Source organism: Armatimonadota bacterium, assembly GCA_031459715.1.
Taxonomy (GTDB): domain Bacteria; phylum Sysuimicrobiota; class Sysuimicrobiia; order Sysuimicrobiales; family Humicultoraceae; genus Humicultor; species Humicultor tengchongensis.
Genome location: JAVKIA010000005.1, coordinates 1 through 23,528 on the forward strand (window position 1 = coordinate 1; position 23,528 = coordinate 23,528).

Genomic DNA, 23,528 nt, shown 5'->3' on the forward strand with positions numbered 1-23,528 from the left:
GGCCCCGAGGGCATACCAGGGTTCGGCGCGAAGTGACGTGTCAATGCTTCCTCCATTCACGTTCGCATGCCGGAGGCGTACCATATCTCGCCGTCCCGTTGAGATTGAGGATCTGCTGAAGACCAACTTTCCGCACAACGCCGCTCTGTCGCCCGACGGCAGCGTGTGGCCTTCGCTGGCCGGACGGCTTTGCTCGTGGTGACTGCGGGTCCCACCGTGACGCTGCGCCCGGACTGCTTGGAGATCGACCTGGATCGCTTCCGCCGGGCGGCGCAGCGAGCGGCGGAAACGCAGGGCTTCGCGCGCCGCGAGCGTCTGGTCGAGGCCGCCGTGCGGGGGCGAGCTCTTCGCCGACAGCCTCTACGAGGAGTGGGAGGCGGGAGACGGCGCGTCTGGCACCGGGCCAGGACGCCGCGGTCGCGGCCGCGCTGCGCCGGACCGATCGCGGCGGGGGGCGTCTCGTCTCCTTCGTCCTCGGCAGGCAGGTACCCGCCTGGGAGAAGGTGGAGGTGCTGCGGTAGGGCTGCGGCGAGCCGCTTCGCGGCCTGCGCTCCGGCCCGCGCCCGGCTCGTGCGCGTGGCCATAAACCCGGGGGCTCAGAACCCGAACCACACCGGCCTGGGGGTCGTAGCTGATCTACGCGTCCGACACGCCGATCATCGTCCAGACCGAAGGGCGGCTACGCTGGGTGCCGCGACCTCGCGACGATGGCCCCGCCAGGCACTTCAGTACCAGATGCCTCAGGAGTAAGTCCCCCGCTGGTGAACCCAGCAAGAAAGGAGGGAACGCATTCTGGAACTACTGAGCCAGTGCATTGCCTTCCCGTCCCGAACCTCTGGTGCTATACTGGCGCCGGATGTCGGGCCGTAGCGCAGCCTGGTAGCGCGCCTGAATGGGGTTCAGGAGGTCGGCGGTTCAAGTCCGCCCGGCCCGACCAGTTTAACGGTTTGTCAGACCCGTAGCTCAACTAGCATCTACCCGCCAAGCGAAGGGTGCCGAAGAAGGCGGCGAACACTTTCGCCAGGGGTGGCCCAGGCGTCATCTCTTCTCGATTGCGCGCTGATGCCGGTCCCTCCGGTTCTGCCTGAGCCGGATCGCGAATAGGAGGCGGTCTATGTATCTGTAGGTGAGATGGCGGCGCTAGGTGGATGACCTGCGGGTCTGCACGCCTACACCGGTATTGGCCACGAACACCAGGACCGCTAGGACGTTTAGCAGGGCGCCCCAGCGGCGATCGGCCTCCCAGGCCGTCAGGTCGGCTCCCAGGCGCAACAGCAGGACGGCGTGGTCGCCCGGGCCGCCTCCCGATCCGCGCGCCACACCTGCGGAACCCCCTGCGCGGTGGGATGTGGCGGAAGTGCCGCGGGGTGTGGGGCGCGCGGAGCTCAGGCGGGCCGCTCGCGCTGCACCAGCACGGGTAGCACCAGCCGGAACAGGGCCAGGCTGATCGCCGAGTCGATGAGGTGGTGGACCACCGTGCCTGCAGCCACGAAGGCGCCAGCCTGCAGGCCGGGACCCAGCGCCCACACCGCCACTCCCTCACCGATGGCGTGAATGGGGAGGGCGACCGCCAGGGCCGCCCAGAATCGCGCCCCCCGCCGGATCATCACGGCGCCCACCACGCCCCAGATGGCGTGGGTGAAGGCCCGGGCCCCGATGACCGGGTTCAGGGTGATGGTGAACCCGATGGTGGCGCCCAGGCCCACCATCGCCGCCACCGCCGGACTGACCAGCATGGCCAGCATGGAGGGCACGTGGGAGGCAAAGGTGGCCGAATACTGCAGGGTGGGGATGAAGAGCTGCAGCGGAGTCCCCCGGAAGGCGAAGGGAATGAGCAGGGCCAGCGCCGTCAGCAACCCCCCGACCGCGACCTCACGTGTCTTCATGAACCGTCCCCCTCTCTGGTCTCACCGTGACTCCGGAAGCCTAATCTCCGCGTCCCAGCGCAGCCATGGGATCGGCCGGACCGTGTCCGCCCCCCAGCGGCAGCCCGCCCTGGATGGCGGCGGTGACGAAGCGTTTCGCCTGCGCCACGGCCTCGGGAGGCTCCAGGCCCTTTGCCAGCCCGGCGGCGATGGCGGCGGAGAAGATGCAGCCGGTGCCGTGGGTGTGCCTGGTGTGGACCCGCGGGGCAGCGAACAGGCGCACCTCCCGACCGTCGTAGAACAGGTCCACTGCCTCTTCGCCCGCCTGCAGGTGTCCCCCCTTCACCACTACCGCGCGAGGCCCCAGGGCCACAATGGCCCGTGCTGCCTCCTCCATCTCTGCGGATGTGCGCACCGGCCGCCCGGCCAGGGCCGCAGCCTCGGGCAGGTTGGGGGTGACAACCAGGGCCAGCGGCAGGAGCAGCCGGCGCAGGGCCTCCACCGCATCCGGACGCAGCAGGGGCGCCCCGCTCTTGGCCACCATCACCGGGTCCACCACCAGCCTGCGCAGATCATGCTCCTGGACCTTCTGCGCCACCACCTCGATGATGGCGGCGTTGGCCAGCATGCCGGTCTTGGCTGCGTCCACCCCGATGTCGCCCACGACGGCGTCGATCTGCGCTCCCACAAAATCGGGCGCCACCTCCAGCACCGCGGTCACCGCACGGGTGTTTTGCGCGGTGAGGGCAGTCAGGGCGGTGGTGCCGAAGACGCCCAGCGCGGCGAAGGTCTTCAGGTCGGCCTGGATGCCCGCTCCGCCGCCAGAGTCGGATCCGGCGATGGTCATAGCCCGGGGAATCCTCACGTGCGCCTCCTCATGAGAGCCGCTGCACCGGCTTGGGTGTGGTACTGGGGCGAAAGTGGTCCCACCCCAGGGGCTCCAGGGGGAGATGGCGCCCCTCCCGCTGCACGACGCGCCCTTCGTCGGGGGGGACCATCTCTCCGATGACGGTGGCGGCGGTGCCTGTCTCCTCCCGGATGAGCTGCGCTAGCTCCTCGGCGTGCTGCCGGTCGGCGGCCATGAGCAGCTCGTAGTCTTCCCCGCCGCACAGCGCCAGGTCCAGAGGCGTGAGGTTAAGGCGGGAAGCCACATCACCCAGCGCGGGATCCACCGGCACGGCGGCGCCCTCCAGGCGCACCCCCAGGTGGTTGGCATCGCACAGCCGCAACAGGTCGGTGGACAGCCCGTCGGAGAGGTCGATCATCGCCCTCGCCCACCGCGAACGCGCGGCCGCCCTCCCTTCGTGCACGCGGGGCATCGGGCGACGGTGCGCGGCCAGGAGCCGCTCACCCTCCGGAAGTGTCAGGCGGTGCTCCCAGGCCAGGAGGGCGGCCGCTGAAGCCCCCAGGGTGCCGGTGACCACCAGAAGGTCCCCTGCCCGGGCGCCGACCCGCCTGAGGAGGAGGTCCGCCTCCACCTCTCCAAGTACCGTCACGTCGGCGATGATCGGCCCCAGGATGGCGGCGAGGTTTCCGCCGACGACGGTCACGCCGAAGAGAGCGCCCAGCTCCTCCAGCCCACGGTAGAAATCCTCGATCCAGCGCAGGGAGAGAGTTGGGGGCACCGTCAGGGAGACCAGTGCGTGCCGGGGAATGCCGCCCATGGCGGCGACGTCGCTGAGGTTGACCGCAAGCGCCCTCCACCCCACGTCCCCGGGGCCGGCCAGGTCGGAGCGGAAGTGCACCCCCTCCACCTGGATGTCGGTTGTGGCCACCACGTGCCGGCCCGTGCGGGGCCAAAGAACGGCCGCGTCGTCGCCCATCCCTACCAGCACCTCCGGGTCCGGGCGCGCCACGATCCGCCCGATAGCCTCCAGCACCCCGGCCTCGCCCACATCCTGCACCTGCAGGTCATCCTCGGGCTGCACGCACCACCTCCACCAGGGACCTAGTAGCCGCAGCGATATCCGCAGCGGCTACTACCGCCGAGATCACCGCCACGCCGGTCGCTCCAGCCCGGATGGCCTCCGCTGCGTTGGCAAGGGTGATGCCGCCGATGGCCACCACCGGCAGGCGCACCGCCTGCACGATCCGGCTCAACCCCTCGATGCCTATGGGAGGGCCAGCATCGGCCTTGGAGGCTGTCTCAAATACGCTGCCCACGCCCAGGTAGTCGGCACCCTCACGTTCTGCCTGCACGGCCTCTTCAACTGTCCCTGCTGAGGCCCCTACGATTCGGTCCGGACCTAGAATCCGCCGCGCCGCCTCCACCGTGAGGTCGTCCGGGCCCACGTGCACGCCGTCCGCATCTGCAGCCAGGACCACATCCACGCGGTCGTTAATCACCAGCGGGACGCCCGCCGGGCGCACCAGCGCCAGCATCCTGACGGCGGTCTCCACCATCTGGCGCGTGGTCAACTCCTTGTCCCTGAGCTGCACCACCGTGGCGCCCCCGGCGACGGCGGCCGCCGCAATCTCCTCGTGGCTGCGGCCCCGGGCCAGGCGTCGGTCGGTGATCACATAGACAGCCAGGTCGACAGGCCGCATACACTTTTACGGAGGAGGGAGTTCCGTCCACCGGATGCCTGCCTGCAGCTCCTCCGGGGTCATGGCGAAGAGCGCGTCTACCAGATGCGGCTTCATCGTCCCCGGTCCGTAGCTCCTGGCTGCGGCCCGCTCGGCGGCCAGCCCGAAGCAGGCCAGACCGGCGGCCGCCGCGGTCACCAACTCCCCCTGGCCGGCCGCCGCCGCAAAGCACCCTGCGACCGCAGTAGCCATGCACCCCGCGCCGACCACCGCCGCCAGCCAGGGGTGCCCGTTATCGACAACAAGCACCCGGCTCCCGTCGGTAATCACATCTCTTGCCCCGGTGACCGCCACTATGGCACCGCGGGCGGCCAGAGAGGCGGCGATTCCCACTACCTCCTCGAGCTCTGGTCTGTCTTCCGTCTCGACCCCGCGCAGGGTGGCCTTCCGGCCGGCCAGAGCCGCCGCCTCGGCCGGGTTGGCCCGGACCAGCGGCCGTGCAGCGGCGGCTACGACTCTGCGGGCGGCCTGGGTGCGCAACGCCGACACCCCGGCCCCCACCGGGTCGATGATTACGGGAATCGCCCGCCGGCAGGCTGCGTCCACGGCGCGCTCGATGGCAGCCAGCCGCTCCGCAGTGGGGGTACCCAGGTTCACCACCAGCGCGTCCGCCCGATCCACGATCTCTGAGACCTCGTCCGGTGCTATGGCCATGATAGGCGAGGCACCCACGGCGCGGGTGACAGCAGCCACGTCGCCCATGGTGACGAAGTTGGCCAGGTGGTGCACCAGCGGCCGACGCCGCCACAGCTCGGCCAACAGTCTGGCGCCCGCTTCCGCCGCCTCTGTGTCCTCTCGCCCCACGGTGCCGCCCCTCCGCCGCCCGCCCACGCTACCCGTGTGTCGGCGCAGCCCTGGGGGCCTTCCTCCCGATAGCGGCCACCGCCAGGTACAGCGCGGCGGCGACGATGAAGCTGGGTACGGAAGCCCCCAGCCAGGGAAAGCGGGCGCTCAGGGGGAAGGGGAGGGACAACGCCGCGGCGGAGCCCCGCAGCAGCGCCTTCCACCCGGGGAGCTCGGTAGGCACGATCCACTGGTAGGCGAGGAAGCCGGCCAGCCACGCGGCCACCGCCTTCCAGTTGACGCCTCCCCGGTACCAGTACGGCCCGGCCGACCGGTACAGGGCCTCCAGGTCGTAGCGCCGGCGGCGCAGGACGAAGTAGTCTGCGGCCAGCACACCAAAGAGCGGCACGAAGAAGGCGCCGATCAGGAACAGGAAGGCTTCGTACTGGACGATGTTGACCTTGGCGGCGACAAGCGCGCAGACTGCGCCCACAACCACAGCCAGCCAGCGCTGCCGCGCCCGCGGGAAGAGGTTCTGGATGCTGACGGCGGTGGAGTAGATGTCGGCGAAGCCATTGTCCGTCTCGTCCACCAGTAGCAGTAGTAGGGCCAGCCACCCGCCGGCCAGGCTGATGATGGCCGGGATCAGGTCGGTGGTCTGGAGGGCCAGGACGAAGAGTACTCCCAGCGCGTAGAACCACACGTTGGCTACCAGGTAACCGGCGAAGGTTCCCCAGAACGCTGGAGTGCTGCGGCGGGCAAAGCGGTTGTAGTCCGCCACCAGCGGGAGCCAGGAGACGGGCATCGCCACCACCAGGTCCACCGCCAGCCAGAAGGGCAGGGTCCCATCGCCGGGCTTAGCCAGCAAGGCGCGGACGTCGTGATGTGTGAGCAGGTACCAGGTCAGGTAGATGGTGGTAGCGTACACGAGCCAGATGGCAAACCGCTCCAGCCAGCGGCGCACCACCACCAGGGGGCCGCCCCAGGCGAGCAGGGTGCAGAAGGCGGCAACCACCAGGACCCACAGGAGCACGTTGTCGTAGCCGAACAGCGTGGTGGAGATGCCGTTGGCGGCCTGCGACATAATGAAGATCTCAAAGGAGCCCCAGCCGATCAGCTGTACGATGTTCAGCAGCGTGGGGAGATAGGAGCCGCGGATGCCCAAGGCGGGACGCAGTAGCACCATGGTGGGCACAGCCGTCTCGCTGCCGACCACGCCCGCCAGCGCCAGCAGCAGGTTGCCCACCACCGTGCCGATGACGATGGCGGCCAGCGCCTGGACCAGCCCCAGCCCGGGCACCAGCAGCGTTCCGGCCAGCAGGACCAGCAGCCCCACTCCCAGGCTGGACCACAGGGCGAAGTAGTCCAGGTACCCCAGGTACCGCTGCTGGGCCGGAACCGGCTCGATGCCCCACTCCGGCGGTGCCTGGATGCGCAGGCGGGTCAGCGCCTGGACGGCCATCAGCGGGCTCCTGGCTGAACCACCAGTGGGACGTGCAGACGTTGCAGGACTTTCAGCAGGAGGAAACCGACCAGGGCGCCGGGGATTGAGCTGGCCAGGAACAGGTACTGCAGGGTCAGAAGCGGAATAGCGCGATCCATCAACGCGGGTGCCACAACCAGAGCGCCGATAGTGGCGCCCACCGGCCCGGTGCCCAGGGGCTCCAGCAGCCCGGCCCAGTCCCGCCGCAGGTACTTGTAGCCGAATCCCACGACCAGGGCCCCGGGGATCCCTCCCGGGAACGCCAGCAGCGTCCCCACGCCGAAGAGGTTCCGCAGGATCGCCGCCACCGTCGCCGCCAGCGCGGCATACCAGGGACCCAGCAGGACGCCGGCGAGGACGTTGGTCATGTGCTGCCAGGGCAGCAACTTTGCGCCGGCTACCGGAATCGCGCCGGGGACGAATGAGAGGACCACCGGGAGCGCCGCGAAGAACGCCCCCAGCACCAGCTTGCGCGTCTGCATCCCGTCACCTCCCCCGCCCGGAGAAGCGCAAACGCCGGCCCGATACAGGCCGGCGATGCTCCAGACATCCACTCCCCACGCCAGCATTACCTGGATCGGGTCCAAAGGGTCTGCGCCGACTAGGCGCACTCTCAGCCCGGTTCCCCGAGCTCCCCCGGATGGTATGATTATCCAGTTGTCTTCACAGCCATGATACCTCAGGTGGCGGCAAGAGGGAACGCCTTCCCTCAGGCTGCGCCTGTCGGCAGTGTGACAGATCCTCCTCTGGCGGTCACCTGCGCGCCCGCCCTCCTGCGGAGCTCTCCTCCCGGGGCGTACAATCTGACTGGTGCCCCCGCCTCCGTCCGGGCGGCGGCTGTACGCTCTCCCTGGGGAGGAAGCCTGCCGCGGGACGTCCCGGGGGCTGGCCGAGGAGGAATCACCGTGGAGCCACCGATGGTCGTTGACGCCTTGATCGAGATCCCCAAGGGCAGCCGCAACAAGTACGAGTACGACGCCGCCAGCGGACGCCTCCGCCTGGACCGGGTGCTCTACTCGCCGCTGCACTACCCGGCTGACTACGGGTTCATCCCGGAGACGCTGGCCGAGGATGAGGACCATCTGGACGTCCTCATCGTCACCCACGAACCATCCTTTCCCGGCTGCATCGTCCCCGTGCGCCCGGTGGGCGTGCTGGACATGCACGACGAGAAAGGGCGCGACGAGAAGATCCTGGCCGTTCCGGTGGGGGACCCCCGGTTCAGTGAGGTGACCGACCTGGCCCATCTGGCGCCGCACTTCCTCAGGGAGATCGAGCACTTCTTCCAGGTGTACAAGACGCTGGAGGAGAAGGCCACCGAAATCACAGGCTGGGCGGGTGTCCAGGTGGCCCGGCGCACGGTGGCCGCCGCCCAGCAGCGCTTTCGCCACCGCCAGCGGTAGCAGGGGCAGCGTGTCGACGGGCGAGGTGATCGTCCACAGGCTCGATGCGGTCGTGGTGGGGGGCGGGGGCGCCGGGCTCTACGCGGCCCTGGAGCTGGCCCGCCACCCGGACCTGGATGTGGCCGTAGTGAGCAAACTCCATCCCCTGCGCTCCCACACCGGCGCTGCGCAGGGGGGTATCGGCGCAGCGCTGGGGCATGCCGAGGAGGACCGGCCGGAGTGGCACATGTTCGACACGGTCAAGGGGGGCGACTACCTGGCCGATCAGGACGCCGTGGAGATCCTCTGCACTGAGGCCGTGGATGCCGTTTACGAGCTGGAGCGGCTGGGGCTTCCCTTCGACCGCGCGCCAGATGGGCGCATTGAGCAGCGCGTGCGCGCGGGCGGACACACCCGGAACTTCGGGGAAGCCCCCCTGGCCCGCACCTGCTTCGCTGCTGACCGGACGGGCCAGATGATCTTGCATACCCTCTACCAGCAATGCCTGCGCCACGGGGTGCGCTTCTTCGACGAGTTCCAGGTAGTGGACCTGATCATCGAGGAGGGCGCCTGCCGCGGGGTCGTGGCCTGGGAGCTGCGCACGGGCCAGGTGCACCTGTTCACCGCGGCCGCGGTCCTGCTGGCCACAGGAGGGTGGGGGCGGATCTACCGGCTCACCACCAACGCCCTTTCCCTCACCGGAGATGGTGCGGCCATCGCCTGGCGCCGGGGCATCCCCCTGGAAGACATGGAATTCTTTCAGTTCCACCCCACGGGCATCCACCGCCTGGGGATCCTCCTTTCCGAGGCCGCCCGGGGGGAGGGAGTCTACCTGCGCAACGCCGCCGGGGAGCGGTTCATGGAACGGTATGCTCCCGGCATGATGGAGCTGGCCCCGCGCGACATCGTCTCCCGCGCCATCTACCGGGAGATCGCTGCCGGCCGTGGCGGGGGCCCACAGGGCGACTGCGTTTTCCTGGACTTCCGTCACCTGCCGGAGCAGGTGCGGCGGGTCCGGCTGCCCGAGGTGGTTGAGCTGGTCCGAACCTACCTGGGCCTGGACCCGGGGCGGGACCTGATCCCGGTGCACCCCACGGCGCACTACGCCGTGGGCGGAATTCCCACGGACCTCTGGGGTCGCGTCGTCCAGGACGAGCAGAACACCGTGCTCCCTGGCCTCTATGCGGCGGGGGAGTGCGCCTGTGTCTCCGTGCACGGCGCCAACCGCCTGGGGACTAACTCCCTGATCGACATCCTGGTGTTCGGCCGCCGCGCTGGCCGGGACATGGCCCGCTACGCCCGGGAGGCGGGCGTCCCTGCGACCCCCCAGCGGGCCGCGCGCGACGCCGCCGCACCCCTGGAGGTGCTGCGCGGGCGCCGTGGCCCCGAGTCGGCGGCGCGCCTGCGCCACGAGCTGCAGGTGGTGATGCAGGAGCACGTCTCCGTCTTCCGCACCGCCGCCGGCCTGCGCCGCGCCCTGGATGCCATCCGCGGGCTGCAAGACCGCTACGTCAGGGTGGCCCTGCAGGATTCCGGCCAGGTCTTCAACCAGCAGCTGCAGGAGGCCTGGGAGGTGGGTTGCCTGCTGGACGTGGCCGAGGCGACCACCGTAGCCGCGCTGACACGAGAGGAGAGCCGGGGCGTGCACTACCGGGAGGACTTCCCCCGGCGGGACGATGCGGCCTGGCTGAAGCACACGCTGCTCGTGCGCACGGCTACTGGTGACTACCGGGTCCGGTTCAAGCCCGTGGTGATCACCAGGTTCCCGCCGCGGGAGCGCGTCTACTGAAAAGGCTCACAGCCGCCCGGCCGCTCGCAGCGTCCGGTGCGCCGAGCGCATGCAGGCGTTCATGACCACCCGCAGTCCCGCGGCGGCGGCGCGGGCGGCCGCTTCCTCGTTCACGATGCCCGACTGCATCCACACCACCCTGGCCCCGATGGCAATGGCGTCCTCCACAACCGGAGGGACCTCCTCGGAGCGACGGAAGATCTGCACCACATCCACGGGCTCAGGGACCTCTCGCAGGTTGGGGTAGGCCTTCTCGCCCAGGACCTCCTTCACCCGGGGATTGACGGGGATGATGCGGTAGCCCTGCTGCTGCAGGTAGGCGGCCACCTGGTAGCTGTCCCGGTGCGGTCTGTCGGACAGGCCCACCACCGCAATGGTCCTGGCCTGCTTCAGGATCTGCTGCACATCCTCCCAGGTGAGCGCCATCCCTCCCTGCCGGTCCTACGTGCCCAGCAGCTCTTGCAGCTTTGCTTTGTTGAAGCCCACCACCGGCACGCCATCGATGACCGTGACCGGGGTGGCGGCGAATCCCAGGCGCATGACCTCCTCCAGGGCGTCATCATCCTTTGTGACGTCCCTTTCGGTGAAGGCCACGCCCTGCTGGTGAAGGAACTCCTTCACCTTACCGCAGAACAGTCAGCCTGGTTGCGTGTAGACGACCACCGTCCTGGCCATGGACGCTCTCCTCCCTCCGGGCTCGCTTCGCCCATCATAGCGTACGGGCCAGCAAGAATGTTCCACGCCTCCGGCCGCACGCGGGTGGGGGCGCGGGATCAGCCGGCCGGGGTTGAGGCCGGGGTGGTGGGGAAGGAGGTGCGGTCGGGCGCGGGTAGGTGCTGGGCGACGGCCGCTGCGGACTGCGCGTGGGTCGGTGGCGACTGCTGGAAGGGGAGGGGCGAGTCGATTGGGGAGAGCTGTGTCGGAGAGCAGCCGTCGCCCAACAGGATCCACCGGAGGAGGGCGGCCAGGGCGAAGATCCCGGCCAGGAGGACTCCGGCCCAGAACTCCCAGGTGACGAGCGCGTCCACCACGTGCGCCTCCGCGCTCCCGCGTGCCAAAAGAAACGCCTTCCGCGGTGGGAAGGCGTCCAGGCCCTCCCGTTCGGCAACCCGGCTGACTGGCGGTGCCAGTCCCGTGGCTTTGCGGACCGCCCTCGCGGGCGGGGTGCCTTTATCGCGGGATGTTCCCTATGCTCTTCACCCACATTCTGCCCGATTCCCCCTTTGGCTAGACCCGCGCCCGGGGGTTCCCGGCGCGGCTTGACGCTGCCCGCCTCGCTGGATTAGGATGGGCCGAGCCCCCCCGGGGGGGGAGGGATACCATGCGGGATGCCCCGGAGATGCGCATCATGCACGGCAGTCCAGAGGAGCGGCGGAAGGTGCTGACGCGCCTGCGCAGCATCGCCGGCCACCTGGAAGGCGTGGAACGAATGGTCAGCGACGGTGCATACTGCATCGACATCGTGCGGCAAACCCTGGCCATCCAGCGGGCGCTGGACCGCGTCAATGCCATGCTGCTGGGGGACCACCTGGAGCAGTGCGTCACCCGGGCGATGCAGTCGGGGGACGAGCGGGAGCGGCGCCGGGTGATCCGGGAGATCCTGGACGTCTTCGAGACGTCCAGCAAGCTGTAGCCCACGGCTATGGCGCCTCGGGTGGACCGGCCGCAGATCATGGAGACCTCGGAGCAGTCGCGGATCACAAAGACCCCCGCAGGATCATTGCGGATCCCGACACCGGCCAGCAGGCGGATCGACCTTCCTGTGCAGGGGATGACCTGCGCCAGCTGCGTGGCCACAGTGGAGAGCGGGCTGCGTCGCACGCCGGGGGTGCGCGCGGCCACGGTGAATCTGGCCGCGGAGCGTGCTTCCATCGTCTTCGACGCGCAGGCGTTGCGTCTGGAAGACCTGATCCGGGCCGTGGAAGAAACTGGCTACGCGGTGCCGGTGGAGCGGGCGGTCGTTCCCGTGCGGGGGCTGGAGCTGGTCCCCTCCGGGGAGAAGCTGGAACGGGCGCTGCTGGGGGTGGAGGGGGTGCGGGCAGCGACGGTCAACCTGGCCGCGGAACAGGTGGTCGTGGACTTCATCCCCCACCTGGTCTCGGTGGAGGACCTGCGTCGGGCCATCCGTAGCGCCGGGTACGAGCCCGGAGAGGTGGCCGGGCCCGCCGCGGACGGGGAGCAGCAGCGTCGCCAGCGCGAGATGCGCGCCCTGGGCGCCCAGTTTCTGGTCGCCGCGCTGCTCAGCGTCCCTATCCTCTGGGGCAGTCTGCACCACATGGGGGTGCGCGGCGTCTGGGTGCCGGCCATCCTCACGGACTGGCGGGTGCAGCTGCTGCTGGCGCTCCCTGTGCAGTTCTGGGCAGGGCGGCGCTTCTACCGCGGGGCCTGGGCGGCGGCGCGGCACGGGACCACCGACATGAACACGCTGATTGCCGTAGGGACCTCGGCGGCCTTCGGCTACAGCGTCGTCGCCACCTTCTTTCCCCAGGTCTTCATCGCCGGTGGCCTACAGCCAAACGTCTACTACGAGACCGCCTCTATCATCATTGCCTTCATCCTTCTGGGCCGCTTCCTGGAGGCGCGAGCCAAGGGGCGGACCTCTGAAGCCATCCGCCGGTTAGTGGGTCTGCGTCCGCGCACGGCGCGGGTGCTGCGCGACGGCCAGGAGGTGGACGTCCCCGTGGACGAGGTGCAGGTGGGGGATGTGGTGGTGGTCCGTCCCGGGGAGAAGATCCCGGTAGACGGGGTGGTCCTCAGCGGGCACTCCACCGTGGACGAGTCCATGCTCACGGGGGAGTCCATGCCCGTGGAGAAGGGGGAAGGCGACGAGGTCATCGGGGCCACCCTGAACAAGACCGGTTCCTTCCGCTTCCGCGCCACGCGCGTCGGCCGGGAGACGGCGCTGGCCCAGATCATCCGGCTGGTGGAGGAGGCCCAGGGCTCCAAGGCCCCGATCCAGCGCCTGGTGGACCGGATCGCCGCCTTCTTTGTCCCGGCGGTGATCGCCATCGCCGTGGCCACGGCCGCCACCTGGCTGCTGCTTGGACCGCAGCCGCGCCTGACCTACGCGCTGCTGGCCTTTGTCTCCGTGCTGATCATCGCCTGCCCCTGTGCCATGGGGCTGGCCACGCCCACCGCCATCATGGTGGGGATCGGGCGAGGGGCGGAGGAGGGGGTGCTCATCCGCAACGCGGAAGCCCTGGAGCGGCTGCGCCAGGTGGAGACGGTGGTGCTGGACAAGACGGGCACTCTGACCCGCGGCCAGCCCGCGGTGACGGACGTGCTGCCGGCCAACGGATTCACCCAGGAGGAGGTCCTCCGCCTGGCCGCCGCGGCGGAGCGCGGCTCCGAGCATCCCCTGGGCGAGGCCATAATCAGCCGGGCCAGGGCGGCGGGTCTGGAGATTCCCGAGCCCGACGACTTCGACGCACTCCCCGGCCAGGGGATCGTGGCCCAGGTGGAGGGGCGGAGGGTGATCGCCGGCAACCGGCGCCTGCTGGAGCGGCAGGGGGTGCGGCCGGACGGGCTGGAGGCGCAGGCCGCGGCGCTGGCCGGGGATGGCAAGACGCCCATGTTCCTGGTGGTGGACGGGGTACCCGCCGGGCTCATCGCCGTGGCCGACACGCTCAAGCCGGAGTCGGCGGAGGTCGTCGCCGCCCTGCGCCACCTGGGCCTGGAGGTGGTCATGCTCACCGGAGACGTGCGCGCCACGGCGGAGGCCATTGCCCGCCAGGCGGGGATCGACCGCGTGCTAGCCGAGGTGCGGCCGGAGCAGAAGGCGGCCACCGTGCGCAGCCTGCAGCAGGAAGGGCGGGTGGTGGCCATGGTGGGGGACGGGATCAACGACGCTCCGGCACTGGCCCAGGCGGATGTGGGCATCGCCATCGGCGCCGGCACCGATGTGGCCATGGAGTCAGCCGACGTGGTGCTGGTGGGGGGTGACCTGCGCGGCGTGCGTGCGGCCATCGCCCTCAGCCGGCAGACCGTGCGGGCGATCCGGCAAAACCTCTTCTGGGCGTTCGTCTACAATGTGGCCCTCATTCCCGTGGCTGCGGGGGCGCTCTACCCCTTTACCGGCGTGCTGCTCAACCCGGTCTTCGCCGCCCTGGCCATGAGCTTCAGTTCGGTGACCGTGGTGAGCAACAGCCTGCGCCTGCGCCTCTTCAAGCCGGCGCTGCAGGGGACCTGAGGGAATCCGGCCACGGGACACCGGCAGCCGTGCACGGGCCCGTGGTTCAGCAGAAGTGCTCGAGGGAGGTGGCATCATGAAGCGAACGTTCAGCGTCCCGCGGATACACTGCGAGGGGTGTGTGCGCACCGTGACCGAAGCGCTGCGGAGCCTGGCCGGCGTGACGGCTGCGGAGGCCGATGCGCAAAAGAAGACGGTAGATGTAGTCTTTGATCCGTCGCTGGTCAGCGAGGAGCGACTGCGCCAGGCCCTGCGCAACGTAGGCTACCCGGTGGCCAACTAGCCCCGCGTGCTAGAATAGTCCCAGCAGGTGCGCCCGTAGCTCAGCTGGAGAGAGCGGCAGACTTCGAATCTGCAGGGCGGGGGTTCGACTCCCTCCGGGCGCGCCATGAGGATGCGCACAAGAACTGATCCACTACCTTGCTGTTGCTCATGTCTCTTCCATGCCGGTAGTGAGTTGCTGGCGGGCCACTCCTAGTCCGCCAGGACGATGCGGCCGGCGCGCATGTCCGTCACCTGCGCCAGGGCTTCGATGGGCACGCCCAGCCGGGCCAGAAGTGCCCGCCCACCTTCGAACGTCTTCTCGATAACAGCGCCGATCCCCACCACGGTAGATCCCGCCGCTTCCGCCAGGCGGGCCAGGCCCAGGATGGTCTGCCCGGTGGCCAGGAAGTCGTCGACAATGAGGACCCGTTCGCCGCGGGAGAGGTATTCGGGTGAGACGATCAGTTCCACGGTGCGCCCCCTGGTGTGCGAGGGTGTCAGGGTCAGGAAGACCTGATCCGGCATGGTGATGGGACGGGACTTGCGGGCGTAGACACAGGGCAGACGCAGGTGCAGCGCGGTGGTCAGGGCAGGGGCGATGCCCGAGATCTCCGCGGTGAGCACCTTGGTGGCGCCCACGCCGGCAAAGCGGCGGGCCAGCTCGCGGCCACAGGCGTCCATCAGTCCGGGATCGACCTGGTGGTTGATGAACCCGTCGACCTTCAGGATCCCCCCGCCCAGGTTGCGTCCTTCGCGCAGGATACGTTCCTTGAGGATACGCATGACTCGCCCTCCCCTGTCGCTCCGGGTCCTGCCCGGAATGCCGTCGTCTCCAGGGAGAGACTTCGGGGCCGGGGAGGAGCATTCCCTGAGGGCCGTGCTGTGGCAGACTCCCTCAGCGACGCCCTGGCAGCCTCCGCTGCAGCGGCACTGTGGCCTGACCGACGGCGACACCTTCCGCGGCCAGATGAACCCCGACCGCCTCTTCATGCTGCGGCAGGGGCTGTGCACGTCGGGGAAGAAGGTTGAATTATGGTCAAGATCCTGGTCTGGGCACGCAGGAAGGCGGAGATGAGCGCGGAGGAGTTCCGCGCCTACTGGATGGGACCGCACGCGGACCTGGCGCGGCGCACCTACTCCCACCTCACCGGCTACGTTATACACCTGGTGACGCGGGCGCCGCGGGGCCAGACGCCTCTGTTTGACGGCGTGGCGGAACTGACCTGGGCGTCGCGGGAGGACTTCGACGCGGACGTGCGGGCGGAGGCGGCGCGGGCGGTGGTGGAGGATCTGGATGCCTTTGCCGGAGAGACGGGGACCCTGTTCGTCGACGAGCACGTCGTGGTGGGCTGACGGATCCGGCCGGACTCCTGGACACCCCGTCCCTGTCCGGTATAATGAACACTTGGCACGGGGGCCGTTAGCTCAACAGGTAGAGCAGGGGCCTCTTAAGCCTCGTGTTGGGGGTTCGAGTCCCTCACGGCCCTCCAGAGTCGATGGCCAGTGCTCTGCGGCGCTGGTCATCGTCCTTTGGCGGCCGTGCTGTGGCGGTGTGGCGTCCTGCGGGGGCGCGGGCGTAGCCGAACTGGCATAGGCGCCAGACTTAGGATCTGGTCGGCGCGAGCCGGTGGGGGTTCGAGTCCCTCCGCCCGCACCAGAGGTTCTGGGCGGCCGGGGGCGTGGGCCCGGGCCGCCTTCTTGCACGCCGCCCGGAAGGCAGGTGGGGAGAGAGGATGAAGGTGGAGTGGCGGCGCGAACCGGGGAGTCGCGCGGTGCTGCAGGTGGAGCTTCCGCCGGAGGACGTCGCCCGGGCGGTAGCGGCTGCCCACCGTCGTCTGGCCCAGCGGGTGACGGTACCCGGTTTCCGCCGCGGTAAGGCGCCGCGGACGCTCCTGGAGCGTTACGTGGGGCGGGAGAGCCTGATGGACGAGACCCTGAAGCTCCTCCTCCCCGAGGGATACGCCCGCGCCCTGAAGGAAGCAGGCCTGGCACCTATCGGCCAGCCGCAGATCGACGTGCAAACCGATCCGGTGCAGGAGAACGCCCCTCTGCGCTTCGTGGCCACCGTGGACGTGGTCCCGGAGGTGGACCCCGGCGCCTACCGGGAGGTGCGCCTGCCCCGGAAGGAGCCTGCGGTCACCGACGCCGAGGTGGAGGCGCGGATCGAGGACCTGAGGGTGCGCCAGGCCGCGCTGGTGTCCGTGGCGGACGCAGCAGCGGCTCGCGGCGACTTCGTGTTGCTGCAAGTCCTGCAGGCCGCACCGGGTCTTCCCCGGTTGGCTGCTGGGAAGGAGGTCCTGGTGGAAATCGGCGGGGGCCTGTATCCGGCGTCCCTGGAGGAGGGTCTGGAGGGGCTGCGGCGGGGCGAAGAGCGCACCATTGCCCTGGGGGATGGGGGGGAGCAGATCACCGTGGTGGCGCTGGATGTGAAGCGGCGGGAGCTCCCGGCGGTGGACGACGGCTTCGCCCGCCAGGTGGGTGCAGAGTCGGTGGCGGCGCTGCGGGCGCAGCTGAGGGACCGCCTGCAGGCGGAAGCGGCGGCACGTGCCGATGAGGAGTACCGCAACGCGGTGCTGCGCGCCGTGACAGCCGGGGCCACGGTGGACCTCCCCCGCTCGCTGGTGGCGCACGAAGTGGAGCACCTGCTGGCCGACCTGGAGGAGACGCTGGCCCGGCGCGGGCTGACCCTGGAAACCTACCTCCGCGCGGCCGAGAAGAGTGTGGAGGAGCTGCGCCGGGAGTACGAGACCGTGGCCGAAGAGCGGCTGCGCACGCAACTGGTGCTGGACGAGATCGCGCGGCGCGAGGACATCGCCCCCACGGAGGAGGAAATCACCCGTGAGGCAGAGAACCTTGCGCAGAGTTTGCAGCAGGAGGTGGCGCGGGTGCGCCAGTGGCTGGGGGATGAGTCGCGCCGCAGCGCGCTGACCAGGACCCTCCGCCGCCGCAAGACCGTCCAGTTCCTCGTCAGCCTCGCCTCGGCAGGGGAGGTCCGGGCCAGCCCTGCAGCGACTCCACCCGGGGAGCCGGCCGAGACGCGGGGAGGGTGAGCACCGATGCCGCTGATCCCATACGTCATCGAGAGCACGCCCCGCGGTGAGCGGGGCTATGACATCTACTCCCGCCTGCTCAAGGAGCGGATCGTCTTCCTGGGCGGGCCCATCGACGACGACGTGGCCAACCTGGTCGTCGCCCAGCTCCTGTACCTGGAGGGGGAGGATCCGGACAAGGACATCTCCCTATACATCAACAGCCCCGGGGGGGACCTCTACGCCTCGCTGGCCATTCACGACACCATGCAGTATGTGCGGCCAGACATCTCCACCATCTGCGTCGGTCTGGCGGCCAGCGGGGCGGCGCTCATCCTGGCCGGAGGGACCAAGGGGAAGCGCTATGCCCTGCCCTATGCCCGCATCATGATCCACCAGCCCTGGGGCGGAGCGCAGGGCACCACCGCGGACATCGAGATCCAGACGCGACAGTTCCTGCGGGACCGCGGCCAGATGTACGAGCTGCTGGCTCGCTACAGCGGCCAGCCCCTGGAGCGCATCGAGCGGGATGCCGACCGCAACTTCTGGATGACCCCGCCGGAAGCCAAGGACTACGGGTTGATCGACGAGATCTTCGCCCCCCGCGAGCGCAAGGTGAAAGTGGCCGCCCCGTGAGCATGTTTCGCTTCGGCGACGAGCGCGACCGGCTGAAGTGCTCCTTCTGTGGGAAGCCCCAGGAGCAGGTGCGTAAGCTGGTGGCCGGCCCCGGCGTGTACATCTGCGACGAGTGTGTCGAGCTGTGCAACGAGATCGTGGAGGAGGAGCTGGCCGGCGACGAGGTGGCTGCCCCCCGTGCTACCCCCAAGCCCAAGGAGATCTACGACGTCCTTTGCCAGTACGTGGTGGGGCAGGAGCGGGCGAAGAAGGCCCTGGCCGTGGCCGTCTACAACCACTACAAGCGCAGCGGGTCACGGCGCCCCTCGGACGTGGAACTGCAGAAGTCCAACATCCTGCTCATCGGCCCCACCGGCTGCGGGAAGACGCTGCTGGCTCAGACCCTGGCCAAGATCCTGGACGTCCCGTTTGCCATCGCCGACGCCACCTCCCTTACCGAGGCGGGCTACGTGGGGGAGGATGTGGAGAACATCCTGCTGCGCCTCATCCAGATGGCCGACTACGACATCAAGAAGGCGGAGCGGGGCATCATCTACATCGATGAGGTGGACAAGATCGCCAGGAAGAGCGAGAACCCCTCCATCACCCGGGACGTCTCCGGCGAGGGGGTACAGCAGGCTCTGCTGAAGATCCTGGAAGGGACGGTGGCCAACGTCCCACCCCAGGGAGGGCGGAAGCACCCCCACCAGGAGTTCATCCAGATTGACACCACCAACATCCTCTTCATCTGCGGCGGCGCCTTCGACGGGCTGGAACGGATCATCGAGAGCCGCACGCGGCAGACCAGCATCGGGTTCGGGGCGCAGGTGGAGCCGCGCAGCAAGAAGCGGCTGGGGGAGATTCTCAGCCACATCATGCCCCAGGACCTGCTCAAGTACGGCATGATCCCCGAGTTTGTGGGCCGGCTACCCATCATCGTGCCCCTGGATCCGCTGGATGAGCGGGACCTGGTACGCATTCTGGTGGAGCCCCGCAACGCGCTGGTGCGGCAGTACCAGAAGATTCTGGAGATGGATGGGGTGGAGCTGATCTTCACCGAGGAGGCGCTGCGGGCCATCGCCCGGGAGGCGATGGCCCGGAACACCGGCGCCCGCGGCCTGCGGACCATCATCGAGGAGATCATGCTGAACATCATGTACGAGATTCCCTCCCGTAGCGATGTGCGCCGCTGCGTGGTCACCGAGGAGGCCGTCCTGCAGCGCAGCGAACCGGTCCTGCTCACGGCAGCGGATCTCAAGCGCCTGGCCAAGGAGAAGCCAGCCTCCTGAGCGCGGGGGGCCCCATCCGGCGGTGGGGGCGGCCCTGCTCCCGGTCAGGCCATCGCCGGGCAGCCGGGACAGGGTGGTGAGGCCCTGTCCTGCCGCCGGGGGCGAATGCTATAATCTGAACTGAAAGGCGGAGTCCGGGGGCCGGGGGCGATATGGTCCCCGTTTTCATTCAGGGGAACATTCCCCGGCGGGCGTTTTTCCAGGGAAGTGCGGCCCGCCGGCCCGAACGGGAGGACCGATGAGCGAACCACAGGTGATTGATCCTGCGGCGATGAAGGAGATCCTGCCGCTGTTGCCCCTCAAGGGTACCGTCATCTTCCCGCACCAGGTGCAGGGCCTGGGGGTGGGCCGGCCCAAGTCGCTACGCGCCCTGGAGGCGGCTCTGGCCGGCGAGCCGCGGCTGATCATCCTGGCCGCGCAGAAGCAGGACGACCTGGACCACCCCGGACCGGAGGACATCTACCGCACCGGCACCGTCTGCCGCATCCTGCAGGTGGGCAAGCAGCCGGACGGCGTCCTCCAGGTCATCGTGGAGGGCGTGGTCCGCGCGGAGATCCAGGAGTACCTGCAGGAGGATCCCTTCTTTGCCGTCCGCTACACCGCACGCGCCGACCCGCCGGAGAAGAGCCTGGAGCTGGAGGCGCTGATGCGCGGGCTGACTTCCCAGTTCGAGCGCTTCGCCCGCCTCTCCCGGGCCATTCCCCCGGAGCAATTCGTGGCGGTGATGCAGGTGGAGGAGCCCGGCCGTCTGGCTGACGTGGTGACGCAGTACCTGAACCTCAAGCTGGAGGAGCGGCAGCGGCTTCTGGAGGCCGGGGTGCAGGAGCGGCTGGAGACGCTGGGGCAGGTCCTCTCCCGCGAGATCAGCATCCTGGAGCTGGAACGGAAGATCCAGAACCGGGTGCGCAAGCAGATGGAGAAGTCGCAGCGGGAGTACTTCCTCAAGGAGCAGATGAAGGCCATCCAGCACGAGCTGGGGGAGGCCGACGAGCGCCAGGCGGAGGTGGCGGAGTACCGCAAGAAGATCGAGGCGGCCAAGCTCCCCGACCACGTCAGGGACAAGGCGCTGGAGGAGCTCGGCCGGCTGGAGAAGATGCCGCCCATGGTGGCGGAGGCCGTGGTGGTGCGCACGTACCTGGACTGGATCCTGGCCATCCCCTGGTCGGTGCGTACCGAAGACCGGCTGGACATCGACGAGGCCCGACGCATCCTGGATGAGGACCACTACGGGCTGGACAAGGTCAAGGAGCGCGTCATCGAGTATCTGGCGGTGCGGAAGCTGGCCCCTCAGTCCAAGGGGCCCATCCTCTGCTTCATCGGCCCGCCAGGGGTGGGTAAGACATCCGTGGGCAGGTCCATCGCCCGCGCCCTGGGGCGGAAGTTCGTGCGCATCTCGCTGGGTGGAGTGCGTGACGAGGCGGAGATCCGGGGCCACCGCCGCACCTACGTGGGGGCGCTGCCGGGGCGGATCATCCAGGGGATGAAACAGGCCGGCAGCAAGAATCCCGTCTTCATGCTGGACGAGATAGACAAGCTGGGGGTGGACTTCCGGGGCGACCCGTCAGCGGCGCTGCTGGAAGCGCTGGACCCCGAGCAGAACCACGCCTTCAGCGACCACTACCTGGAGGTGGCCTTCGACCTCAGCGAGGTTATGTTCATTGCCACGGGGAACATCCTGGAGACCATCCCGCCGGCGCTGCGCGACCGCATGGAGATCATCCGCTTCGCGGGGTACACGGAGGAGGAGAAGATCAAAATCGCCGAGCAGTTCCTCATCCCCAAGCAGCGCAAGGCCAACGGCCTGCAAGAGGAGCATGTGCAGTTCACCGAGGAGGGGCTACGCCGCATCGCCCGAGAGTATACGCGGGAGGCGGGCGTGCGCAACCTGGAGCGGGAGATCGGCACCATCTGCCGCAAGGTGGCTACCGATGTGGCCCGGGGTGCCGGGAAGCCCCTTAAGGTGACCACGGCCAACCTGCACCGGTTCCTGGGTCCGCCGCGCTTCCGCTTCGGCGTCGCGGAGAAGGAGGATGAGGTGGGGGCGGCCACGGCGCTCATCTACACCGAGATGGGCGGGGACATCCGCAGCGTGGAGGCGACGCTGATGCCCGGCGACGGGGAACTGATCCTCACCGGGCAGCTGGGCGACGTGATGAAGGAATCTGCGCAGGCCGCGCTCTCCTACGTCCGCTCGCGGGCCAGGCGGCTGGGCCTGCCTGAGGACTTCTACCAGAAGCTGGACGTGCACATTCACGTCCCCGCGGGGGCGGAACCCAAGGACGGCCCGTCCGCCGGCATCACCATGGCCACCGCCCTGGCTTCGGCGCTCACCGGCCGGCCGGTGCGGCGTGACGTGGCCATGACGGGAGAGATCACTCTCCGGGGGCGGGTCCTGCCCATCGGCGGGGTGAAGGAGAAGGTCCTGGCAGCGCATCGCGCAGGGATGCGCACGGTGATCCTGCCGCGGGACAACGAGAAAGACCTGCACGAAATCCCCGAAAACGTACGGCGGCGGTTGCGCTTCGTCCTGGTGGAGCACATGGACGAGGTGCTGGCAGAGGCCCTGGGCCCGGCGGTGGAGGCGGTGGCCCACCCCGCGCCGGCAGCCCCGGTGCCGCCGCCGGCCTACCTCCCGCCGCGGCCGCCGCAGCCCCTGCCCAAGCAGCCGGAGGCCCCGCCGGTCAGCTAGGATACCCTACGAACACAGGCAGCCGGGGGAGGGGGCACCTTGAGGTGCCCCCTCCCGGTTCTACCTGAGCTGTGACAGCTTCCGCCTACTTCGGCTGCAGTCCGAAGGCCTCGTATTGCATGGTCACATACTTCTTCCACTGGTCGGGGACGTCCGCCTCGGCAAAGATGGCCGTTACCGGGCAGACCGACTCGCAGGCTCCGCAGTCGATGCACTCCTCCGGGTGGATGAAGAGCTGGGCGGTCAGAGCCTCCTTGGGGAAGCTCTCCGGGGGAATGTGCACGGCCTCCCCCCGGGGAATGACCTTTTTGTCCGGGCCGGCCCCGGTGGAGGGATCAGGAACCACGTACCCTCCGATCTCCTCCACGTACTCGTAGATGCAGTCTACCGGGCAGACTTCAACGCAGGAGCGGTCCTTGGTCCCGATACAGGGCTCCGCAATGATGTAGGTCATCCCTCACCTCCAAGGCTTTCTCAGTTCAAGTTCCAGTAGGCACTTTATCATCCTGGAGATACCTTTATCAAGCTTTGAAGGGCATTAAACGCGCCTTTACGAAGAATTGTGTAGACGGTGTTGACTGAGTTCAGCATGCAGAGTATGGTATACTTTCGACACGCGGACCGCTCGAGGAGGGCTGGTCATGCACGCACAAGGCCCGGCAAACTGGGGACCTCCGCCGCGGCGGGAGCCGGTGGGTGCAGCCGCCTACCGCCTGATACGCGAGGCCATCCTCAAGGGCCAGCTCGCCCCGGGCGAGCGGCTCAACGAACTGGAGCTGGCCCGCGCCTGGCAGATCAGCCGAACCCCCATCCGCGACGCACTGCGCCGCCTGGAGGCGGAGGGTCTTGTCCGTGCTGTCCCCGGGAAGGGCGTGGTCGTCCCGCGCCTCGGCCGAGCCGATGTGGACGAGCTCTACGAGATGCTGGAAGGCCTGGAGGGGATGGCTGCGCGGCGCACTGCCGAGCGGGCCAGCGGAGCGTTCCTGGCGCACCTGAACAGCCTGATCAAGGAGTACGGGGTCGCGCTGCGGCAGAACAATGTCCCTCGCCTCAGCGAGATCGCCAGTGAGTTCCACGTCACCATTGCCCGCACGGCGCTGAACGGGCGACTGGAGCGGGCCATCGAGACGATCCGTGCCCAGCTGGCGTCGGTGGAGCGGCAGGCCTTGCGGCAGAAGGGAAGGGCCACCCGCTCATTCCGCGAGCTGGCCAAGCTCACCGCGGCAATCCGGACACGGGACGGGGGGCGGGCGGAGGCGGCGATGCGTGAGCACCTGGCCAGTCTGCGGCTGGATGCCACAGCGGCGCTGCCAGAGGGAGAGTCCGGGGAGCCGACCTGACGCGCCTTGACAGCGCATCGGGCGGCCCGGATAATGCGGGCGAGGCGAGGACGGGGAGGAGTAGGGCAAGGCCCGGCCGATCCCCGCGGCACTGAAGCGGAGGCGTGGCGTGCGGCGGGGGAGCGAGGGGGGCCGGAGAGGTGAAAGCTCCCCCGGCGGGCTGTCCGAACGTCGCCCCAGAGCCGCGGGCACATGCCGCACCAGGATGCGGCGCAGGCCCGCCGG

At 69.1% G+C, this 23,528-nt stretch carries 24 protein-coding genes, 4 tRNA genes and 2 riboswitches; of the genes, 15 read left to right on the forward strand and 13 right to left on the reverse strand.

Features of this window, described 5'->3' with window-relative positions; all coding sequences use genetic code 11:
• Positions 1 to 860 precede the first annotated feature (860 nt).
• Positions 861 to 937, forward strand: a tRNA-Pro gene (locus QN152_03285).
• A 203-nt stretch (positions 938 to 1,140) separates the two neighbouring features.
• Here the strand turns inward: QN152_03285 and QN152_03290 are convergent.
• From QN152_03290 to thiW, 8 genes are all read right to left on the reverse strand, one after another.
• Positions 1,141 to 1,320: a hypothetical protein gene (locus QN152_03290; protein ID MDR7538541.1), complete on the reverse strand. Its 180-nt coding sequence runs from the start codon at positions 1,318 to 1,320 to the stop codon at positions 1,141 to 1,143.
• Positions 1,321 to 1,385: 65 nt separating this feature from the next.
• Positions 1,386 to 1,886 carry an ECF transporter S component gene (locus tag QN152_03295; protein MDR7538542.1) on the reverse strand — a complete coding sequence of 167 codons (501 nt, stop codon included), beginning with the start codon at positions 1,884 to 1,886 and terminating at the stop codon, positions 1,386 to 1,388.
• Positions 1,887 to 1,926: 40 nt separating this feature from the next.
• The gene (thiD, locus tag QN152_03300) at positions 1,927 to 2,730 is read right to left on the reverse strand and encodes a bifunctional hydroxymethylpyrimidine kinase/phosphomethylpyrimidine kinase (protein MDR7538543.1); all 804 of its coding nucleotides are present in this window, start codon (positions 2,728 to 2,730) and stop codon (positions 1,927 to 1,929) included.
• Positions 2,731 to 2,740: 10 nt separating this feature from the next.
• Entirely contained in the window at positions 2,741 to 3,793 is a 1,053-nt protein-coding gene (gene thiL, locus QN152_03305) for a thiamine-phosphate kinase (GenBank protein ID MDR7538544.1), read from the reverse strand.
• The gene (thiE, locus tag QN152_03310; protein MDR7538545.1) at positions 3,777 to 4,412 is read right to left on the reverse strand and encodes a thiamine phosphate synthase; all 636 of its coding nucleotides are present in this window, start codon (positions 4,410 to 4,412) and stop codon (positions 3,777 to 3,779) included. The genes thiL and thiE overlap by 17 nt, the downstream gene beginning before the upstream one ends.
• A gap of 6 nt (positions 4,413 to 4,418) precedes the next feature.
• Positions 4,419 to 5,255, reverse strand: a complete 837-nt coding sequence (thiM, locus tag QN152_03315) for a hydroxyethylthiazole kinase (protein MDR7538546.1) — start codon at positions 5,253 to 5,255, stop codon at positions 4,419 to 4,421.
• A 28-nt stretch (positions 5,256 to 5,283) separates the two neighbouring features.
• The gene (gene cytX, locus QN152_03320) at positions 5,284 to 6,696 is read right to left on the reverse strand and encodes a putative hydroxymethylpyrimidine transporter CytX (protein MDR7538547.1); all 1,413 of its coding nucleotides are present in this window, start codon (positions 6,694 to 6,696) and stop codon (positions 5,284 to 5,286) included.
• Positions 6,696 to 7,199, reverse strand: a complete 504-nt coding sequence (gene thiW / locus QN152_03325; protein ID MDR7538548.1) for an energy coupling factor transporter S component ThiW — start codon at positions 7,197 to 7,199, stop codon at positions 6,696 to 6,698. The genes cytX and thiW overlap by 1 nt, the downstream gene beginning before the upstream one ends.
• 53 nt (positions 7,200 to 7,252) lie before the next feature.
• A riboswitch (TPP riboswitch) is annotated at positions 7,253 to 7,365 on the reverse strand.
• A 257-nt stretch (positions 7,366 to 7,622) separates the two neighbouring features.
• On the opposite strand from thiW, the gene QN152_03330 reads away from it, so the two are divergent.
• On the forward strand, positions 7,623 to 8,120 hold the full coding sequence (locus tag QN152_03330; protein MDR7538549.1) for an inorganic diphosphatase: 498 nt from the start codon (positions 7,623 to 7,625) through the stop codon (positions 8,118 to 8,120).
• Positions 8,121 to 8,148: 28 nt separating this feature from the next.
• Positions 8,149 to 9,888 carry a succinate dehydrogenase flavoprotein subunit gene (sdhA, locus tag QN152_03335; protein ID MDR7538550.1) on the forward strand — a complete coding sequence of 580 codons (1,740 nt, stop codon included), beginning with the start codon at positions 8,149 to 8,151 and terminating at the stop codon, positions 9,886 to 9,888.
• A gap of 6 nt (positions 9,889 to 9,894) precedes the next feature.
• On the opposite strand, the gene QN152_03340 is transcribed toward sdhA, so the two are convergent.
• The 3 genes from QN152_03340 to QN152_03350 all read right to left on the reverse strand — a co-directional run bounded on the left by QN152_03340 (position 9,895) and on the right by QN152_03350 (position 10,919).
• On the reverse strand, positions 9,895 to 10,314 hold the full coding sequence (locus QN152_03340; GenBank protein ID MDR7538551.1) for a CoA-binding protein: 420 nt from the start codon (positions 10,312 to 10,314) through the stop codon (positions 9,895 to 9,897).
• Positions 10,315 to 10,329: 15 nt separating this feature from the next.
• The gene (locus QN152_03345; GenBank protein MDR7538552.1) at positions 10,330 to 10,509 is read right to left on the reverse strand and encodes a glutaredoxin family protein; all 180 of its coding nucleotides are present in this window, start codon (positions 10,507 to 10,509) and stop codon (positions 10,330 to 10,332) included.
• Positions 10,510 to 10,661: 152 nt separating this feature from the next.
• Positions 10,662 to 10,919, reverse strand: coding sequence for a hypothetical protein (locus QN152_03350; protein MDR7538553.1), 258 nt, complete (start codon positions 10,917 to 10,919; stop codon positions 10,662 to 10,664).
• Between the two features lie 69 nt (positions 10,920 to 10,988).
• Positions 10,989 to 11,067, reverse strand: a riboswitch (cyclic di-GMP riboswitch).
• Between the two features lie 142 nt (positions 11,068 to 11,209).
• On the opposite strand from QN152_03350, the gene QN152_03355 reads away from it, so the two are divergent.
• The 4 genes from QN152_03355 to QN152_03370 all read left to right on the forward strand — a co-directional run bounded on the left by QN152_03355 (position 11,210) and on the right by QN152_03370 (position 14,466).
• Positions 11,210 to 11,521, forward strand: a complete 312-nt coding sequence (locus QN152_03355; protein ID MDR7538554.1) for a metal-sensitive transcriptional regulator — start codon at positions 11,210 to 11,212, stop codon at positions 11,519 to 11,521.
• Between the two features lie 39 nt (positions 11,522 to 11,560).
• Positions 11,561 to 14,077 carry a heavy metal translocating P-type ATPase gene (locus QN152_03360; GenBank protein ID MDR7538555.1) on the forward strand — a complete coding sequence of 839 codons (2,517 nt, stop codon included), beginning with the start codon at positions 11,561 to 11,563 and terminating at the stop codon, positions 14,075 to 14,077.
• A 76-nt stretch (positions 14,078 to 14,153) separates the two neighbouring features.
• Complete coding sequence (locus QN152_03365) at positions 14,154 to 14,360, forward strand: heavy-metal-associated domain-containing protein (protein MDR7538556.1); 207 nt, start codon at positions 14,154 to 14,156, stop codon at positions 14,358 to 14,360.
• Between the two features lie 29 nt (positions 14,361 to 14,389).
• A tRNA-Arg gene (locus QN152_03370) sits at positions 14,390 to 14,466 on the forward strand.
• 85 nt (positions 14,467 to 14,551) lie between these two features.
• Here the strand turns inward: QN152_03370 and xpt are convergent.
• The gene (gene xpt / locus QN152_03375; GenBank protein ID MDR7538557.1) at positions 14,552 to 15,124 is read right to left on the reverse strand and encodes a xanthine phosphoribosyltransferase; all 573 of its coding nucleotides are present in this window, start codon (positions 15,122 to 15,124) and stop codon (positions 14,552 to 14,554) included.
• 249 nt (positions 15,125 to 15,373) lie between these two features.
• Between xpt and QN152_03380 the strand changes: the two genes are divergently transcribed.
• The 7 genes from QN152_03380 to lon all read left to right on the forward strand — a co-directional run bounded on the left by QN152_03380 (position 15,374) and on the right by lon (position 21,963).
• The gene (locus QN152_03380; protein ID MDR7538558.1) at positions 15,374 to 15,694 is read left to right on the forward strand and encodes an EthD domain-containing protein; all 321 of its coding nucleotides are present in this window, start codon (positions 15,374 to 15,376) and stop codon (positions 15,692 to 15,694) included.
• Between the two features lie 61 nt (positions 15,695 to 15,755).
• Positions 15,756 to 15,831 (forward strand) — tRNA-Lys (locus QN152_03385).
• An 80-nt stretch (positions 15,832 to 15,911) separates the two neighbouring features.
• A tRNA-Leu gene (locus tag QN152_03390) sits at positions 15,912 to 15,998 on the forward strand.
• Between the two features lie 76 nt (positions 15,999 to 16,074).
• Positions 16,075 to 17,391, forward strand: coding sequence for a trigger factor (gene tig, locus QN152_03395; protein ID MDR7538559.1), 1,317 nt, complete (start codon positions 16,075 to 16,077; stop codon positions 17,389 to 17,391).
• Between the two features lie 12 nt (positions 17,392 to 17,403).
• Positions 17,404 to 18,006 carry an ATP-dependent Clp protease proteolytic subunit gene (locus QN152_03400; protein ID MDR7538560.1) on the forward strand — a complete coding sequence of 201 codons (603 nt, stop codon included), beginning with the start codon at positions 17,404 to 17,406 and terminating at the stop codon, positions 18,004 to 18,006.
• Between the two features lie 2 nt (positions 18,007 to 18,008).
• The gene (gene clpX / locus QN152_03405) at positions 18,009 to 19,274 is read left to right on the forward strand and encodes an ATP-dependent Clp protease ATP-binding subunit ClpX (GenBank protein ID MDR7538561.1); all 1,266 of its coding nucleotides are present in this window, start codon (positions 18,009 to 18,011) and stop codon (positions 19,272 to 19,274) included.
• Positions 19,275 to 19,512: 238 nt separating this feature from the next.
• Positions 19,513 to 21,963, forward strand: coding sequence for an endopeptidase La (lon, locus tag QN152_03410; GenBank protein ID MDR7538562.1), 2,451 nt, complete (start codon positions 19,513 to 19,515; stop codon positions 21,961 to 21,963).
• Positions 21,964 to 22,048: 85 nt separating this feature from the next.
• Here lon and QN152_03415 read toward each other — a convergent pair whose 3' ends face one another.
• Positions 22,049 to 22,417, reverse strand: coding sequence for a 4Fe-4S binding protein (locus QN152_03415; protein ID MDR7538563.1), 369 nt, complete (start codon positions 22,415 to 22,417; stop codon positions 22,049 to 22,051).
• Between the two features lie 187 nt (positions 22,418 to 22,604).
• On the opposite strand from QN152_03415, the gene QN152_03420 reads away from it, so the two are divergent.
• Complete coding sequence (locus tag QN152_03420; GenBank protein MDR7538564.1) at positions 22,605 to 23,303, forward strand: GntR family transcriptional regulator; 699 nt, start codon at positions 22,605 to 22,607, stop codon at positions 23,301 to 23,303.
• Positions 23,304 to 23,528: the final 225 nt, after the last annotated feature.